The organism is Frigidibacter sp. MR17.14 (genome assembly GCF_037095735.1).
In the GTDB taxonomy this organism is placed as follows: domain Bacteria; phylum Pseudomonadota; class Alphaproteobacteria; order Rhodobacterales; family Rhodobacteraceae; genus Frigidibacter.
In genome coordinates, this window is sequence record NZ_JBAWKD010000003.1 from 691,961 (window position 1) to 708,346 (window position 16,386).

At 70.1% G+C, this 16,386-nt stretch carries 20 protein-coding genes, 1 tRNA gene and 1 pseudogene; 4 read left to right on the forward strand and 18 right to left on the reverse strand.

All coding sequences use genetic code 11. The features are described 5' to 3' along the window. Positions 1-54: 54 nt before the first annotated feature. The 13 genes and pseudogenes from dtd to V8J36_RS12130 form a co-directional block, all read right to left on the reverse strand. The gene (dtd, locus tag V8J36_RS12070; RefSeq protein ID WP_336467526.1) at positions 55-513 is read right to left on the reverse strand and encodes a D-aminoacyl-tRNA deacylase; all 459 of its coding nucleotides are present in this window, start codon (positions 511-513) and stop codon (positions 55-57) included. Continuing rightward, positions 510-1,436, reverse strand: a complete 927-nt coding sequence (locus V8J36_RS12075) for a carbohydrate kinase family protein (RefSeq protein WP_336467527.1) — start codon at positions 1,434-1,436, stop codon at positions 510-512. The genes dtd and V8J36_RS12075 overlap by 4 nt, the downstream gene beginning before the upstream one ends. Before the next feature lie 69 nt (positions 1,437-1,505). Beyond that, positions 1,506-2,612, reverse strand: coding sequence for a primosomal protein N' (replication factor Y) - superfamily II helicase (locus V8J36_RS12080; protein WP_336467528.1), 1,107 nt, complete (start codon positions 2,610-2,612; stop codon positions 1,506-1,508). A 10-nt stretch (positions 2,613-2,622) separates the two neighbouring features. Continuing rightward, positions 2,623-3,759: an SPFH domain-containing protein gene (locus V8J36_RS12085; RefSeq protein ID WP_336467529.1), complete on the reverse strand. Its 1,137-nt coding sequence runs from the start codon at positions 3,757-3,759 to the stop codon at positions 2,623-2,625. Between the two features lie 231 nt (positions 3,760-3,990). Then, a complete protein-coding gene (gene ureG / locus V8J36_RS12090) occupies positions 3,991-4,602 on the reverse strand; it encodes an urease accessory protein UreG (RefSeq protein ID WP_336467530.1) in 612 nt (203 codons plus the stop codon). Between the two features lie 51 nt (positions 4,603-4,653). Beyond that, the gene (locus tag V8J36_RS12095) at positions 4,654-5,274 is read right to left on the reverse strand and encodes an urease accessory protein UreF (protein ID WP_336467574.1); all 621 of its coding nucleotides are present in this window, start codon (positions 5,272-5,274) and stop codon (positions 4,654-4,656) included. A 34-nt stretch (positions 5,275-5,308) separates the two neighbouring features. Beyond that, the gene (locus V8J36_RS12100; RefSeq protein WP_442902485.1) at positions 5,309-5,788 is read right to left on the reverse strand and encodes a hypothetical protein; all 480 of its coding nucleotides are present in this window, start codon (positions 5,786-5,788) and stop codon (positions 5,309-5,311) included. Continuing rightward, positions 5,674-6,051 (reverse strand): annotated as a pseudogene (locus tag V8J36_RS12105) (urease accessory protein UreE); the annotation flags it as partial. The gene V8J36_RS12100 and the pseudogene V8J36_RS12105, both read right to left, overlap by 115 nt. A gap of 203 nt (positions 6,052-6,254) precedes the next feature. Then, positions 6,255-6,476, reverse strand: coding sequence for a hypothetical protein (locus V8J36_RS12110; protein WP_336467531.1), 222 nt, complete (start codon positions 6,474-6,476; stop codon positions 6,255-6,257). Between the two features lie 138 nt (positions 6,477-6,614). Beyond that, positions 6,615-6,926, reverse strand: a complete 312-nt coding sequence (locus tag V8J36_RS12115) for a hypothetical protein (protein WP_336467532.1) — start codon at positions 6,924-6,926, stop codon at positions 6,615-6,617. A gap of 177 nt (positions 6,927-7,103) precedes the next feature. Then, the gene (gene speB / locus V8J36_RS12120; RefSeq protein ID WP_336467533.1) at positions 7,104-8,063 is read right to left on the reverse strand and encodes an agmatinase; all 960 of its coding nucleotides are present in this window, start codon (positions 8,061-8,063) and stop codon (positions 7,104-7,106) included. A 92-nt stretch (positions 8,064-8,155) separates the two neighbouring features. Next, a complete protein-coding gene (locus V8J36_RS12125) occupies positions 8,156-9,964 on the reverse strand; it encodes a caspase family protein (protein ID WP_336467534.1) in 1,809 nt (602 codons plus the stop codon). A gap of 315 nt (positions 9,965-10,279) precedes the next feature. Continuing rightward, complete coding sequence (locus tag V8J36_RS12130) at positions 10,280-10,552, reverse strand: DUF4242 domain-containing protein (protein WP_336467535.1); 273 nt, start codon at positions 10,550-10,552, stop codon at positions 10,280-10,282. A gap of 162 nt (positions 10,553-10,714) precedes the next feature. Here V8J36_RS12130 and guaB point away from each other — a divergent pair, with 162 nt between their 5' ends. Further along, complete coding sequence (guaB, locus tag V8J36_RS12135) at positions 10,715-12,163, forward strand: IMP dehydrogenase (protein ID WP_336467536.1); 1,449 nt, start codon at positions 10,715-10,717, stop codon at positions 12,161-12,163. Positions 12,164-12,236: 73 nt separating this feature from the next. Here guaB and V8J36_RS12140 read toward each other — a convergent pair whose 3' ends face one another. Both V8J36_RS12140 and V8J36_RS12145 read right to left on the reverse strand, forming a co-directional pair. Beyond that, positions 12,237-12,692 (reverse strand): GNAT family N-acetyltransferase, encoded by a 456-nt coding sequence (locus tag V8J36_RS12140; protein ID WP_336467537.1) that lies wholly within the window; start codon positions 12,690-12,692, stop codon positions 12,237-12,239. Continuing rightward, positions 12,689-13,282, reverse strand: a complete 594-nt coding sequence (locus V8J36_RS12145; RefSeq protein ID WP_336467538.1) for a TetR/AcrR family transcriptional regulator — start codon at positions 13,280-13,282, stop codon at positions 12,689-12,691. Before V8J36_RS12145 ends, V8J36_RS12140 begins: the two co-directional genes overlap by 4 nt. A 117-nt stretch (positions 13,283-13,399) precedes the next feature. Here V8J36_RS12145 and V8J36_RS12150 point away from each other — a divergent pair, with 117 nt between their 5' ends. Next, positions 13,400-13,801 (forward strand): RidA family protein, encoded by a 402-nt coding sequence (locus V8J36_RS12150; RefSeq protein ID WP_336467539.1) that lies wholly within the window; start codon positions 13,400-13,402, stop codon positions 13,799-13,801. Between the two features lie 72 nt (positions 13,802-13,873). Further along, on the forward strand, positions 13,874-14,551 hold the full coding sequence (locus V8J36_RS12155) for a class I SAM-dependent methyltransferase (RefSeq protein WP_336467540.1): 678 nt from the start codon (positions 13,874-13,876) through the stop codon (positions 14,549-14,551). A 41-nt stretch (positions 14,552-14,592) separates the two neighbouring features. Here the strand turns inward: V8J36_RS12155 and V8J36_RS12160 are convergent. Continuing rightward, positions 14,593-14,668, reverse strand: a tRNA-Trp gene (locus tag V8J36_RS12160). Positions 14,669-14,755: 87 nt separating this feature from the next. Here V8J36_RS12160 and V8J36_RS12165 point away from each other — a divergent pair. Beyond that, entirely contained in the window at positions 14,756-15,586 is an 831-nt protein-coding gene (locus V8J36_RS12165; RefSeq protein WP_336467541.1) for a hypothetical protein, read from the forward strand. A gap of 80 nt (positions 15,587-15,666) precedes the next feature. Here the strand turns inward: V8J36_RS12165 and V8J36_RS12170 are convergent, their stop codons facing one another. Beyond that, positions 15,667-15,891 carry a hypothetical protein gene (locus tag V8J36_RS12170; protein ID WP_336467542.1) on the reverse strand — a complete coding sequence of 75 codons (225 nt, stop codon included), beginning with the start codon at positions 15,889-15,891 and terminating at the stop codon, positions 15,667-15,669. Positions 15,892-16,289: 398 nt separating this feature from the next. Continuing rightward, positions 16,290-16,386, reverse strand: a 97-nt coding sequence (locus V8J36_RS12175; RefSeq protein ID WP_146176322.1) for a hypothetical protein, incomplete at its 5' end; no start/stop codon positions are given.

Consider the following 16,386-nt stretch of genomic DNA (forward strand, 5'->3'; position numbering starts at 1 on the left):
GGGGGCGCTGCCCCCGCACCCCCGGGATATTTGGACCAATGCGAATGGGAAGGATCAGCCCTTCACCGGGCGGTCGGCGGTGTCGAGCCAGATCGTCACCGGACCGTCGTTCAGCAGCGAGACCTTCATGTCGGCGCCGAATTCACCATTCTCGACGGTGATGCCGAGGGCGCGCAAAGCCGCCGAGAACCGTTCATAGAGCCGGCGCCCCTCGTCGGGCGGCGCGGCATAGGAGAAGCCGGGGCGGTTCCCGCGCGAGGTGTCGGCGGCCAGCGTGAACTGGCTGACCACCAGCGCCGCATTGCCGGCGGCGGGCAGCGCGAGGTTCATCTTGCCGGCCTCGTCCTTGAAGATCCGAAGCTTCACGATCCGCTCGGCCAGCGCCAGCGCCTCGGCCTCGCCATCGCCCGCCATCGCGCAGACAAGGATCAGAAGCCCCGGCCCCACCGCGCCGATGACCGTGCCGTCGACCGCGACCGAGGCTTCGGAGACGCGCTGAACCAGCGCCCTCATGCCGGCAGCTCCGCGCTCCAGGGCGGGTTCGCCCCGGGGCGCGAGACGGTGACCGAGGCCGCGCGGTTGCCAAGCGAGATCGCGGCCTGAAGCGCCGGGGCATCCAGCGCCGCGACACCCGCCTTGGTCAGCAGCCCCGCCTGCGACAGCGCCGCGAGGACGCCTGCGTTGAACGTGTCGCCCGCGCCGACGGTGTCCGCGACCGTCACCTTGCGACCGGGCACGAAGACCTCGGCGGTGGCGGTGAAGCCATGCGCGCCCGCCGCGCCCTCGGTCACGAACACGGCCTTCGGGCCGCGGGCCAGCAGGCCCTTGGCCAGATCGGCGATCGTGCCCTCGCCCTCGAGCCAGCGCAGATCCTCGTCCGAGAGCTTCACGATATCGGCCGCGGCCATCATCCGCCCGACCCGCGCGCGATAGCCCGCGACATCGGTGATGAAGCCCGGACGGATGTTCGGATCGACCATCACCACGCGCGCCGCGGCCTCGCGCAGGAACAGCGCCTCGTAGGCCGCGCCGCAGGGCTCGGACACCAGGCTGATGCCGCCGCAGAAGAGCGCCTGCACGTCCTCGGGCAGCCCCGGCAGGTCGGCCGGCTCCAGCATCCGCCCCGCGGTGCCCTCGTCGTAGAAGGCGTAGCTCGCCTGCCCGTTCACCAGCGTCACGAAGGCCAGCGTCGTGGGCCGCCCCGAGCGCACCGAAAGCCCGGCATCGACCTTCGAGGCCGCCAGCGTCTCGACCAGCAGCGCCCCGAAGAGGTCGGTCGAGAGGCCCGACAGGAACCCGGTCGGCGCGTCAAGACGACCGAGCGCGATCGCGGTGTTGAACACCGCGCCGCCCGCATAGGGCGCGAAGGCGGCCTCGCCGGCGGCGGTCTCGCGCGGCAGCATGTCGATCAGGGCCTCGCCCGCACAGAGGATCATCGGCTCACACCTCCCAAGGTCGTTGCGCGACGGTTAGCGCAAACATCGCCACCCGTCCATCGGGGTCCATCATCGCTGGTTCAGCCACAGGACGATCCCCAGCAGGATCAGGCCAAGCACCACCGCCCCCGCGATCTTCCAGGGCGAATAGGGCCGCTCGCCCGCCACCCGCCCGGTCTGGCCGTTGACCACGCAGGCGAAGCTTTTGCCGCGATAGCGATAGGCCGCGGTCCAGACCGGCAGCAGCACATGCTTGAAGGTCTCGTCGCGATGCCGGGTCTCGATCCGCGCGATCCGCTGCTCGTCGCCGCCGATGTCGGCGCGCACATCCTGCGCGATGACCCGCTCCATGATCGCCCGCGCCTCGGCATGGCCCTCGGCCAGCGCGACGGTGTAGCCCTCGGCGAGGAAGCCCGAGAGATATTCGGGCCGGTAGGGTTGCAGCGCCCCCAGCCCCCAGGGCTCCAGCGCCTTCACATGGCCCGCGGGCAGGCTGCGCGAGGCCAGCACCAGCACGTCGTCGAAGGCGCGCGCGACCCGGCCCGACACCGGACGCCAGCGGATGTGGCGCACCTGCTCGGTCCGCTCCTGGCCGTTCACGGTCACGGTGCGGCTGGTGTAGTAGGCATCGCCCCGCTGGCCCTGATAGGCGCTTTCTGTCGCGGCATCGAAGGTCCAGAACGGGGAATAGACCCCGGTCAGCCGCCGCCCCTTGCGGGCATAGTCCGCAAGGCCGCCGGGCGCGAACCAGCGCGACTGCAGCCACTTGCCCAGTGCGGCGCGCGCGGCCTCCTCGGTGATCTTGAAGGACACGAGGCCCTGCGGCTTGATCGCCCGGGTCTCGCCGGTATCGACGACGACGGGCGTGGCGCAGAACGGGCATTCGGCGGCATGGCGGTCACCGTCGAACTCGACGACCGCGCCGCAATTCGGGCAGCTGACGGTGCGATGCGCCGCGACCTCGCCCGGCAGGTCGAGGCTCAGCCCGCGGGCCAGGTCCAGTTCGCGCAGCCCGGTGCGCGCCTGTTTCCAGGGGCCGGGTGCGGTGGCAGGCTCTGGCGCGATCTCGACCCGGGCGCCGCAATGATCGCAGACCAGCACGGTCTGGCCCGGGGCGAAGCGCAGGTCCGCCCCGCAGCTCGTGCAGGGCGTATGGAATTCGGAGGGGCCGCTCATCGCCTGCGGCTCACGCCCCCGGAACCGGCGGCGGCGGCGGCGGCATCTGGGCAAAGACCGTGGCCAGCGCCGGCAGATCGCCGGCGGGCTTCCAGCCCTCCATCCCCGCCGACCACACGAGGCTCGCCCGCGTCAGCTGCCCCTGCGCGGCCATGCCGGCCAGCTGGCTTTGCGCGAAGGGCCCACGGGTCGCGCCGTTCTCGGCGATGTGCCACTGCGGCTCGACCGGCGGCGGGGGTGGTGGCGGCGCGGCATGGGCCGGCGCATGGGCAGGCGCGGCGCCCCAAGGTCCGGCGACCGAGGCCGAGGCCGCCGCCTGCCCCATCGCCATGCCCATCCCCGCCCCCATGCCCGCGGCCATCGACGACCCGGCCGCCGAGGCCGGGTTCCCCAGCGCCTCGGCCGCCTGGTACTGGGTGTAGCGGTTCAGGTCGCCCACCACGCCCATCGAGGTGCGGCGGTCCATCGCCTTCTCGACCTCTTCGGGCAGGCTGATGTTCTCGATGTAGAATTCCGGGATCGACAGGCCGTAGGCGGCGATCGTCGGCGCAATGGCGGTGGTGACGAGCTTGCCGAGGTCGGCGGTGTTCGCGGCCATGTCCAGCACCGGGATGCCCGAGGCGGCGATGACCCGGCTGAACTCCTGCACGATCACGTTGCGGATCTGGAAGCTGATCTCTTCGGCCGTGAACTCGCCGTCGGTGCCGACGATCTCCTTCAGGAACACCGCCGGATCGGCGACGCGCATCGAATAGGTGCCGAAGGCGCGCAACCGCACCGGCCCGAACTCGGGATCGCGCGCCATCACCGGGTTCTTCGTGCCCCATTTCAGGTCGTTGAACCGGGTGGTCGAGACGAAATAGACCTCGGACTTGAAGGGCGAGCGGAAGCCGTGGTCCCAGTGCTGCAGCGTGGTCAGGATCGGCAGGTTGTTGGTCTCGAGCTGGTAGAGCCCGGGCCCGAACACGTCGGCCAGCTGCCCTTCGTGCACGAAGACCGCGGCCTGCCCTTCGCGCACGGTCAGCTTGGCGCCCATCTTGATCGCATGACCCTCGCGCTCGAAGCGCCAGACCATGGTGTCGCGGGTGTCATCCGTCCAGTGGATGACGTCGATGAACTCGCCGCTGAGGAAATCCAGAATGCCCATCGGTTCGGCCCCTTCAGGATGCTGTCAGGCGCGAGTGAAGCCGATCGCGTCGGGAAGGTCCAGCGCAAGGGGGGCGCTGCCCCCCGCCGCGGCCACGGGCCGCGACTCCCCCCGGGATATTTGGGCCAATGCGAAAGCGCAGGCGGCGTCATGCCCCTTTCGCATTGGCCCAAATATCCCGGGGGTGAATGGTCCCGCAGGGACCAGAGGGGGCAGCGCCCCCTCGCCCGGTCAAAGCCCGCCCTCGCCGATCAGGAAGTCCACCACCTCCGCGACCCCCTTGCCCTGCTTGAGGTCGGCCATGACATAGGGCCGGGTCCCGCGCGCGGCTCTGGTGTCGCGCTCGAGCATCTCGGCATCGACCCCCACATGCGGCGCGAGCCCGACCTTGTTGACGATCAGCAGGTCCGAGCGCGTGACCCCCGGTCCCTTCTTGCGCGGGATGTCCTGCCCGGCACAGGTGTCGATGACATAGACCGTCAGGTCCGCCAGCTCGGGCGAGAAGGTGGCGGCAAGGTTGTCGCCGCCCGACTCGATCAGGACGACGTCGAGGTCGGGGATCTTCGCGGTCAGGTCGGCGATGGCCGCGAGGTTGATCGAGGCATCCTCGCGGATCGCGGTATGCGGGCAGCCGCCGGTCTCGACGCCGCGGATCCGCTCAAGCGGCAGCGCCTGCGCGCGCATCAGGTATTCGGCATCCTCGCGGGTGTAGATGTCGTTGGTCACGACCGCGACCGAGAAGCGGTCGCGCAGCGCGCGGCAGAGCTGTTCGGTCAGCGTGGTCTTGCCGGCGCCGACCGGGCCACCGATGCCGATTCTGAGGGGGCCGTGGGGGCTTGCCATCGGGTCTTCATCCTTCACGTCAACTGCGGGACGCAACCCGCTGAAAAGGCGTCAGCTGCGGAACAGCCGCACCTCCATCTCTTCATGGGCCATCGCCGCCATGTCGGCGCCGAATCCCGCGGTGCCCAGATCGCCCTCGTCCGCCGTCGCGGCCCAGGTCGCGACGCGGGCGATCGCCGGGTGCAGGGACGCCAGAACCTGCTGGCCCTCGGTCTGGCCGAGCGGCACGAAGCGCACCGCGGCCTGCACGAGGGTCGAGGCGAAGGCATGCAGCGACAGGCCGATCACCTCGGCCGGGGCAAGGCCCAGCCCGGCGGCGGCGCGGCCGAGCGCCACGGGCAGCGGCGCCGGCGGATGGTCGGTGCCGGCGAGCGCATTCACGGTGCGGGTCAGCGCCGCGCCCTGCGCCTCGGTCTCGGCCAGCCGCTCGGCCGAGCCGGCGAGCGCGCGGGCGAGCGCGGTCAGCGCGGCGTGATCGGCATCCGCCCGCAGCGCGAGCGCGGTCAGCAGCGCCTCGGTCCGGCCCGAGCCATGCGCGATCAGGTCGCCGAGCCAGTCGCGCAGCGCGGCGGCCGAGGTCACCTCGCCGCCCGAGATCGCGCGTTCCAGCCCGTGCGACCAGGCGAAGCCGCCGGTCGGGAACGCGGGCGAGAGCCACTGGACCAGCGCCATCCGCGCCGCGGTCGGATCGGGCGACGGCGAAAGGTCAGTCGCCACGGTCGTGCCGCTCGGGGTCGTCGCCCTGTTCGCGCACGACGTGATGGTGCACGTGGCGGCGCGGCTCGTCGTAGGCGTGGTGGTGGTGGTGATGGTGCCCGTGGTCGTGGTCATGGTCATGGTCATGGTCATGATGGTGGGCACCGTCGTCGGGGCCATGCGCATGGCCCATGGTCCGGCCGTGGCCATAGGCGCCGCCTTCGGGGCGGAACGGGCCGGTGACCGGCGTCACCACCGCGCCAAGGCCCTGCAGCATCGCGGCAAGGACGTGATCCTCGGCGATGACCAGGCGGTCGGCCTCGACCTGGCAGGGGGTGTGGCGGTTGCCGATGTGCCAGGCCAGCCGCGCAAGCCCGGGNTCACCACCGCGCCAAGGCCCTGCAGCATCGCGGCAAGGACGTGATCCTCGGCGATGACCAGGCGGTCGGCCTCGACCTGGCAGGGGGTGTGGCGGTTGCCGATGTGCCAGGCCAGCCGCGCAAGCCCGGGCCCGGTCACGGCCAGCAGGCGCTCGGGCGCGGCCTCGACCTGCACGAAGCGGCCATCGGACAGGCGGAAGGCGTCGCCATCCTCGATGTTCGTGGTCTCGGCCAGGTCAACGAGGAATTCCTCGCCCGCGACGGTCACCAGCTTGCGCCGGCGCAGCAAGCGCGCGTCATAGCCGAGGCTGACGGTCTCGGCCGCGCCGCTCCAGCTGCCGCGGCGGTGAAGGTGGTGGGTGTGAAGCGCCATGACGTCCCTCCGGCTCGGATCGCCTTGGTGTGGCATGTGCGGGCGGCGAGGGAAAGATGGCGGCGGGGCGAAACGCGCGAAACCGTTGCGGGCAAGCGGCGCGGGCCAGAGACGCGGGCCAGAGGCGGCGCGAAACGAAACGGCCGGGCGAAGCGCTGTGGCTTCGGCCCGGCCGTGACGGCGGTTCAGATCCGGGCGGTGCCTCAGACGTAGAACATGTCCCGGAAGACGTAGTGCGGGATCCGGTCGCGGGTGACGCCGAGCTTCGAAAGCTCTGCATCGGTCATCTTGTTCAGACGGTCGATCTCGACCGAGCGCGACTTGCGCTCCATGTATGTGACGAGGCCGCGGCGCAGCGCGCCGATGATGCCTTCGGATTTGATGCCAGCGGTGCCGGCAGCGAGCGTGTTGGTGGTGTAAGCCATCGGTGGCCTCCGGTCATTCAGCAAGGTTTGCTCCCTTGACACTGAAACTATGCCCGCAGGCGGCCGGTCACAATCGCCGGTTCCGCAATGCCGCCATGCAGCGAATGCGTAAGTCCCGTTTACCCATTGCTCAGAGTTTCAGCAGCGGTAGGCCTTGGCATGAACCAGATAGACCTGCGCGCCGGGCGCGGCCTGATCGAAGACGACGGTATTGGCGCCGGCCTGCATCGCGTCGGCCTTCACCTTGTTGCGGGCACGGGCGAGGCCCTGCTGCAGCAGCGGCCCGTAGACGCCGGGCGTCATCTGGATGTCGGTGAGATAGGTGCAGGCCATGACCTCTGACGGGCCGGCCTCGCGCAGGGCGCTGCCCGCGACCATCGCGGGGTTCTGCGCGCAGGCGCAAAGGACGAAGGCGGCGGCCAGCGTGGCCGCGGTGATCTGACGGGTCATCTTCTGCTCCTCGGGCGTCCGGCGCCTCTGGCGGGCGCGGTTCGGCGCGATAGTGCCGCGTCGCGCGCCGCGCGGCAAGGGAGCGCGGGCGGAGCGGACACTCCCCCCCGCGACGCGCCGGTCGGCAGCCGGGTGCGCCCGGCGACCGACAGGCGGCTGCGGCCCCCGCCCCCGGCGTCAGCCGCGCTGGCTGCGGGCGTGGAAGACGAAGCCGAGCAGGTTCAGCAGGAGTTGCGCCGCAAGGATCGAGGTCGAGCCGGTCGGATCGTAATCGGGCGCCACCTCGACAAGGTCGATGCCGACGATCTCGTGGTTGCGGGCGGCGCCCTGCAGGATCTCGAGCACCTCGTAATAAAGGAATCCGCCATGCGAGGGCGTGCCGGTGCCGGGCGCGATCGAGGGGCAGAAGCCGTCGATGTCGATCGTGAGGTAGAGCCGCGCGCCCTTGGGGATGCGGGCCAGCACCGCCTCGGCCCCCAGCTTGCGGACCTGCCGCACCGAGAGGATGTCGGCGCCCATCGCGCGGGCGGCCTCGTAACCCTCTTTCGCGGTCGACGAGACGTTGCGGATGCCCAGCTGGGTGAGGCCGGTCACGTGCTCCTGCTCGGCCGCGCGGCGCATCGGGTTGCCGTGGCCGTGGCGCACGCCGTGACGCACGTCGACGAAATCGAGATGGGCGTCGATCTGCAGGATGTGGATCGGCCCCTGCCCTTCGAAGGCGCGGATGCAGGGGATGTTGACCGAATGGTCGCCGCCGATCACCACCGGCAGGGCGCCGGCCTTCAGGATCGCGCGGACGCCGGTCTCGATGTTGTCGTGGCTCTTCTCGGTGTCGGTATGGACGATGTCGGCATCGCCGATGTCGACGATGCGGACCTCGGGGCCAAGGTAGGTAACGTCGTCCTCGTGGTCATAGGCGCCGGCATGGCCGAACGAGAACAGCGTCGAGGCCTCGCGCACGCCGCGCGGCCCGAAGCGGGCGCCGGCGCGGAACTGGGTGCCCATGTCCAGGGGCGCGCCGAGGATCGCGGCATCGGCCTCGATCCGCGACCAGTCCTGGACATAGGGGCGCTTGCCGAAGGTCGCGATCCCCACGAACGGCAGGTCGAGCCTGCCGCCCTCGTAGCCATGTGCCATGCCCGAACTCCCCGGCCGATTGCCGGCGGAGCGGAGCCGAAGCCCGCACGCCCGTCAAGAGGGATCGGGCGGGCGAGTACGGGTCGCGGCGGTCAGCCGGAGGTCCGCGGGGTGGCGCCGCCCGGCACGTCGGGGGCCGGACCGGGCGGCGGCGCGTTGCCGGTGTCGAAGGGCACCCGGCCCGCAAGGATCGCCGCCGGGGCGAGCAGCTGCGGGGTCTGGCGATAGCCGAGCTCTGCCAGCCGCGCCGCGGCCCTGTCGACGAGGGCGCGGAAGGTGACGTCCTTCTCGGTCCGCAGCAGGCTCGCCATGACGAAGGTGAAGGCGCCATGGCTGGTGGCGCCGTGGCGGTATTCGAACGAGGATTCCGCCTCGCCGCAGGCCTCGATGACGATGGGCTGGTAGGGGCCGATCCGCTCTGCCCGCCGGGCGTCGGCGTCGTAGTCCGCATCGGTCTGGGTCCGCAGCGCCGCCGCCCTGCCAAGCCGCAGGGTGTCGGCGTCGCGCCCCAGATAGGCCGCCGCCAGCGCCTTGTCCTCGGTGAAGGCGGGGCTGACCCTTGCGAAGCTGCGGTCCACCCACATCTGGGTCGCGCGGTCCCATTTCAGCTCGCGGTGGCGGATGTCGTCGGGCGGGTCGATGCCGCGGGGGCGCGCGCCGGTCTGGCGGTGCATGCCCCCGGCATGGCAGCAGTCGAGCATCATCATGAAATGGCAATCATAGGGCAGCTGCCCGTAGAGATCGCAGAGCTGCGCATCGCTGATCGCGCGGTCGGGCGTCCAGTCGAAGTCCCAGGGCACCAGCACCTCGTTCAGGTGGTCGGGGCGGCCGTCGGCACCGTAGCTCGCGACCCGGGTGCCGTGGCCGCTGTAGTAAAAGACCAGCTCGTCGCCGTCCTCGGCCCCGTCCAGCAGCCAGTGCAGCCGTTCGAGGATCGCCGCGGCGGTGGCACGGTCGTCGAGGCACAGCCGGATGTCGTCGGGATCGAAGCCGCAGTCCTGCAGCACGGCGCTCATCGTGTAGCAGTCGTTGACGCAGCCCTGCAGGCGCTGCGCCTCGACCGGGTAGTCGTTGATGCCGACCAGCAGTGCCCTGCGGCGCTTCCTGCGCCCGGGCGGCGGCGCGAGGAAGGCGCGCGCGACCATCGCGGCGCGCGGCGCGGCCTCGATCTCCCAGACCGCCGCCCTGGTCGACGGTTCGGACAGGTAGCGCACCGCGCTGTGGTCGCCGACGCCCGGCTCGTTGAAGGGGGTCAGCACCTGGTGGAAGGTCTTCGCGCCGGAGATGGTCAGCGGCGCGGTGAAGACGTCGTCGTGGATGTTGTAAAGATGCGTCCAGCGCCGCACCGCCAGCGCGCGCGTGCGCCCGTTGGTCAGGTTGCCGCGCACGAAGCGGTTGCCGAGCTGCGAGCCGAAGGTGACGTAATGCACATCCTCGAGCAGCTTCGCGGCCTTGCTCTTCGCCGCGTCGCGATGGGCGAAGGCATCGTAGCTGAGCAGCGAGCCGAGGCTGTGGGCCAGCACCACGTCGGGCGCATGTTCCACCAGCTGTTCTAGGATGAAGGCCCGGGTACGCGCCTTGAACGCCTCGTCCGCGGCCCAGGCGACGACATAGCCCGCCGACCAGCGCGCCGCCTCGCTCAGCTGCGGCAGGCCGAAGGCGCGGGCGCCGGGCGTCGCGCCCAGCCCGCTTGCCGCCAGCTTCCAGAGCGCGGCCAGCGTCTCGGCCGGCGAGATCCGCACCTCCTTGAACAGCGGGTCATAGGTCGGGAAGACGAAGCTGGGGGCGACGCTGTCGGGAAGCTGGGCGCGGATCACCGCCTCCCACTCGGCGGCGTAGCCGGTCAGCGACTGGCCACCAAGGCCATGCAGGCCAAGGATCTTCAAGGATTTCTTTGCCACGGGAACACTCCGTCAAATGGTCTGGACTGAAAAATGCAGTGATGAAAACAGGGCCGGCCGCGCGGCGGGGCCGCGGGGGGACGGGTCAGCGTGGACGGGGGAAGGCCGCAGGGATGAAGGCTGCACGAAGGGCCGGCCGGTCAATTCCGGCAGGTCCGACCGGGCGGAACGGTCTGGGACGGGACAGTCTGGGCGGGGACGATCTGGGAGGGCGCATAACGATCACCGGCGTTCGCAACGAACGGACACACACCCGCCGACTGTGCGCCCCGCGACAGACACCCGTCAAGGTGGTGCCGCGGGGCGCGGCGACGTTCAGTCAGCGGTGGTCGGGTCGATCACCGTGCGCACCTGCGAGATGCGGTTGGCCGGGAAGCCGGCGGTTTCGGCATGCCGGCGGATCGTCTCGGCATCCGGGGCGCGGTAGATGCAGTAGATCTTGTCGTCGGTGACATAGCTGTGCACCCACTGGATCGTCGGCCCCATGTCCTTCAGCACCGCGCAGGACTGCTGCGAAGCGCCCTTCAGCTCTGGCGCGCCAAGGCTGCCCGCCCCCGGCATGTCGCGTTCGATGACGAATTGTGGCATCTGCTCCTCCCTTGCTCAGCCATGGGCCAAGGCTACGCCCGCCGCCCCTGCCGTCAAAGTGCGGCCTTCGGCGGGGCGCGTCCGGGCGCTTTTGCCCTTGCGCTTCGGGAAAACGCGTGAAACAGGGAAGCGCCAACCGACACTCCCCCGACGAGGTATCCGATGGAGATTCGCGAGGCGCTCACCTTCGATGACGTCCTTCTTGTTCCGGCAGCATCCTCGGTGCTGCCCTCGGAGGCCGACACCTCGACCTTCGTCACCCCTTCGATCCGGATGAACATCCCGCTGCTCAGCTCGGCGATGGACACGGTCACCGAGGCGCGGATGGCGATCGCGATGGCGCAGGCCGGCGGCATCGGCGTCGTGCACCGCAACCTCGGGATCGAGCAGCAGGCCGACGAGATCCGCCGGGTGAAGCGCTTCGAAAGCGGCATCGTCTACAAGCCGATCACGCTCAGCGCCGATCAGACCGTGGGCGAGGCCCGTGCCCTGCAGGAGCGCTACAACGTCACCGGCTTCCCGGTCGTGGACGGCCGCGGGCTGGTCGTGGGCATCATGACCAACCGCGACATGCGCTTCGCCACCGACGACCGCACGCCGGTGTCGCAGCTGATGACATCCGACAACCTCGCGATGCTGGTCGAGCCGGCCGATCTCGAGGAAGCCAAGAAGCTGATGAAGGCGCGCCGGATCGAGAAGCTGCTGGTCACCGACGGCAAGGGCAAGCTCACGGGCCTTCTGACGCTGAAGGACACCGAGAAGGCGGTCCTGAACCCCAATGCCTGCAAGGACGATCTGGGCCGGCTGCGCGTCGCCGCCGCCTCGACCGTCGGCAACGAGGGCTTCGAGCGGTCGAAGGCGCTGATCGAGGCCGGCGTGGACATCGTGGTGATCGACACCGCGCATGGCCACAGCGAAGGCGTGGCGATGGCGGTCGAGCGGATCAAGAACTTCTCGAACCAGGTGCAGGTGATCGCGGGCAACGTCGCCACCGCCTCGGCCACGCGGGCGCTGATCAAGGCGGGCGCGGATGCGGTCAAGGTCGGCATCGGCCCCGGCTCGATCTGCACCACCCGCATCGTCGCGGGCGTGGGCGTGCCGCAGCTGACCGCGGTGATGGATGCCGCGGGCGAAGCGGGCGAGATCCCGGTGATCGCCGACGGCGGCATCAAGTTCTCGGGCGATTTCGCCAAGGCGATCGCGGCGGGCGCCAGCTGCGCGATGGTGGGTTCGGCGATCGCGGGCACCGACGAAAGCCCCGGCGAGGTGATCCTGTACCAGGGCCGCTCGTTCAAGAGCTATCGCGGCATGGGCTCGCTGGGTGCGATGGCGCGCGGCTCGGCCGACCGGTATTTCCAGAAGGATGCCGCCTCGGACAAGCTGGTGCCGGAAGGGATCGAGGGCCAGGTCCCCTACAAGGGCCCGGTCGCCACGGTCGTGCACCAGATGGTCGGCGGCCTGCGCGCGGCGATGGGCTACACCGGCAACCGCACCGTGGCCGAGATGAAGGGCGGCTGCACCTTCGTGAAGATCACCGGCGCGGGGCTGAAGGAAAGCCACGTCCACGACGTGCAGATCACCCGCGAGGCGCCGAACTACCGCATGGGCTGATAGCCCCTCGCGACGGACGGAAGGGGTCGGGCCGCAGGGTCCGGCCCCTTTTTCATGGGCGGCTCAGGGCTTCTCAGGGCGGCGGCCTGCGGCAATCGAACCCGGTCTTCGACCGGGTGAAGCCCGCCGCCTCGTAGAAGGCCAGCGTCCCCGGTCGGGTCGAGCCGGTCATCAGCATCACCTTGTAGCAGCCCGCCGCCCAGGCGCGCCGCTGCGCGTCGCGCAGCATCCGCGCCCCGAAGCCGCGGCAATGATGGCCCGCGTCGGTGACCATGTTCTCGATCAGGCCATAGGGTGCCCCGCCCCGCGTCAGGTTCGGGATCACCACCAATGTGCAGGTCGCGACCACGACCTCGCCCAACCAGCCGATCAGCACGCCCGAGCCGGCAAGCGCGGCAAGACCCGCCAGCCGGTCCTCGGCCGCAGCGGGGTCCAGCGGCGGATCGCCGGGGTGCAGCTGCGCATACAGGGCCAGCAGCGCCGGAAGATCGCCCGTCGTGGCCGGCGCGATGCGCAGCGCCCCGCTCACCCCGCCACCCTCAGCCCGCCGACCAGCACGCGGAAGGCCTGCGTCGCGCGGTCGTGCACCGGGCCCGGCGCCTCGGCCGCGGCGATCCAGAGCGCGGCCTGCAGCGCGGCGCCATTGATCAGCCGCGCCGCCGCCTCGGGGTCGATGCCGGGGGCGACCACGCCCTCGGCCTGCAGCTGCGCGAGCGTCAAGGTCGAGGCGCGCAGGCAGGCGGTCTGGTTCTCCCAGCCCGAGGGATCGCCCAGCACCGCCGGACCGTCGAGCAGCATGATCCGCCGCACCTCGGGGTCGAGCGCGCTTTCGATCCAGGACAGGCCCTCGGCCAGAAAGCCGTCCCACAGCGTCGGCTGCGCGGCACGGGCCAGGGCGGCGCGGGCCAGCATCTCGGCGTCGAGCTGGTCGATCACCGCGCGCAGAAGCCCGGTCTTGTCGCCGAAGTTGTGGTAGAGCGCGCCGCGCGTCAGCCCGACCGCCGCGGTCAGGTCATCCATCGACGCGCCGGAATAGCCCTTTTCGGCGAAGGCCTTGCGGGCCGCGCCCAGAAGCTTGGCCCGCGTCTCCTCGACCATTTGCACCCGTGTTTTCGCCACGTCAGTCCATCATACGATCCGTATGACAATTGACATACGCCCCGTATGCCCCACATTTCGCATACGGGGCGTATATAATTCCGGTGCCCCGCGAAGCCAAGACAAAGGAGGCCGACAATGGCCAGACGTGACGCGATCTTCCCCGAGGGCCGGCAGGCGCTGTACGAGATCAACAAGTATTCCGCGGCGATCCGTTCGGGCGATCTGCTGTTCGTCTCGGGTCAGGTCGGCAGCGATGCCGAGGGCCAGCCGGTGCAGGGCTTCCGGGCACAGGTCGAACAGGCCTTCACGAATCTCGGAAGCGTGCTGGCGGCGGCCGGCGCGGGCTTCGACGACATCGTCGACGTGACCACCTTCCACACCGATCCCGAGCGGCAGTTCTTCCCGGATGTGCAGGAGGTGCGGTTGAAGCATTTCGGCGATGCGCCCTATCCGAACTGGACGGCGGTCGGGGTCAACTGGCTTGCGGGCTTCGACTTCGAGATCAAGGTGATCGCGCGGCTGCCCGCGGCGGGTTGAGCCGCGCTTGACAGCGCCGGCGGCCGGGGGGCAGGACGGGGCACCCTGCCCCGTTGCCGTCCGGACGCGCCCATGCCCTCACCCTCCCGCTACGCCTCGCCCTACGAGGCCCCCGGCTTCTATGACGAGGCCATCGCCGCCGGTCGCCACCGCGCCATCGTCGGCGGCCGCTGGGACGAGACCGGCCGGCTGCAGATGGAGGCGCTGCTGGCGGCCGGCCTGCGGCCCGAACACGTCCTGCTGGACATCGGCGCCGGGGCGTTGCGGCTGGGCTGCCGGGCGGTGCCCTATCTGGCGCCGGGGCATTACTGGGCGACGGATGCCTCGCGCGAGATCCTGCTGGCCGGGCACCGGACCGAACTGGCCGATCCCGCGCGGCTCGACCCCCGGCAGCTGATCGGCGACGCGCGATTCGAGTTTCCGCGCGTGCCCGACAAGATCACCCACGCGATCGCCTTCGCGGTCTTCCCGCACCTGCCGATGGCCTTCCTGCGCCGGGCGCTGGTGAACCTGCGCCGTTTCCCGCGGCTGGAACGGGTGCTGTTCACCGTCTTCCTCGCCCCCGATGCGGTGACGGCAGTGCGCCCGGTACGCCAGCCCGACGGCGTGGTGACCCATGACATCCGCGCGCCCTATCACCTGCTGGAGGACGACCTGCACCACATCGCCTCAGGCGCCGGATGGCGCTTGCAGCGGTCCGCGCAGATGCTGCCGCGCGGGCAAGTCCTGTTCTTTGCGGAACCCGTTTAACAACGGGCCGCAACAACTTGCGATGTCTTGGAAATCAGGCCTGGCAGGGGCAGGGGGACTCGAACCCACGACCCTCGGTTTTGGAGACCGATGCTCTACCAACTGAGCTATACCCCTAGGCCGTGACGGGGGAGTAAGGCAGCCGCGCGGGGAAATCAAGCGCCTTCTCACCCGATCGACAAAGACTGTATACCCGGACCCGAGATGACCGAACCGACCCAGATCTTCGCCGCCCGCCCCTGGGCCGATCGCGCCGCCGAGGGGCCCGCGCGCCGCGTGCCCACCATGCTGACCGAGGAGGAGCGGCAGTATTACGCCTGGCTCTGCCGCGACTGGATGCAGGGCGCGGGCGAGGTCGTAGACCTTGGCTGCTTCGCCGGTGGCTCGACCGCTTGGCTTGCCACCGGCCATGCTGCGGCGGGGCATCCGGGGCTGGTCCATGCCTTCGATTTCTTCACCGTCTCTGAGGATCTGAAGGCTGCCCTGCTCTATCCGGCCGGCATCGCGCCCTTCAAGGGCGAGGACATGCTCGCCCTGTCGCGCGCGCTGCTCGAGCCCTGGGACGCGCGCGTGACCTTCCATCGCGGCAACCTGCTGGCCAAGCGCTGGCCGGCCGAGGACCCGGTGGAGATCCTGGTGATCGACGCGGCGAAAAGCACGGCGCTGGCCGACCATATCGCCCGCCAGTTCTTCCCGGCGCTGATTCCCGGCCGCTCGGTCGTCGTGCAGCAGGACTTCCTGCACCGGGTGCAGCCCTGGCTGCCGGCACAGATGGAACTCTTCGCGGAGTTCTTCGAGCCGCTGGCGCATCTGCCCGACGCCTCGGTCAGCTTCCTGTGCCGGAAGGTCCCGAGCGCCGGGGAGATCGCCGCGCGTCAGCTCGAGGGGCGCGACGATGCCGCGCTGACGGCGCTGATCATGGAAGCGTCGGCGCGGCTGGCACCGCTCTGCCCTGCCCCGCGCTTCGCGCGCCAGTGCCAGAGCCTGGCCGAGGCGCCGGGCACGCGGCTGTCCTGGAAATTCCCGCGCGGCTGAGGCGGACCGGGCTGCGCGCCGCCTGAACGACAAGGGCCGGCCCCTTGCGGAACCGGCCCTGTCTGGTCAGTGCGGCGCGCTCAGTTCAGCGCGGCGCGGATCTCGGCCGCCTTGTTGCCGCCGCCGTAAAGCGCGTTCTGGATCGAGGAGACCTGCTCGGCACTGAGGTTCGACAGGTCGACATTGCCCACAAGGATGCGGACTTCCTGCTGCTCGGGCGCCGAAAGCGTCGGCTCGAAGCTTTGGGCCGAGGCCGCCGAAGCGAGGCCGGCAAGGATCGCGGAAGCGAGAATGATGCGTTTCATGACTGGTTTCCTTCTGCTGCAGGGGCCGGAGCGGTCCGGCGACTGTTCCGGCGAAGCGTTCTGTGCTTCGATGCAGCTGATATGGGACCTGCAGCGGCGACTGTGAAATCACGCAGAGATCGCGGCGACTCTCGACAGTGTGAGCTTGACTTGACCCCCAACACAGCATGAACCGTTCAGTTCAATATCAAGCGGTAATCTCTGGCATAGGGCTAGCCCGACCAGTCACGCGCCCGTGACACCGCGTGAGATCCGGCATCCTGCGCAATTTTGCGCAAGGGTCCGTCAAGGAGCGCACAAAACCGGAAAGTCACGGGTCAGGCTTGCGGCAAGTGCTTGATCCAAAAGAAAAGGCCGCCCAGATGGGCGGCCTTTCCAGATCTTCGGAGCTTTCGCTCTTACTTGATGATTTTCGAGACGACGCCGGCGCCGACGGTGCGGCCGCCTTCACGGATGGCGAAGCGCAGCTTCTCTTCCATCGCGATCGGGGCGATC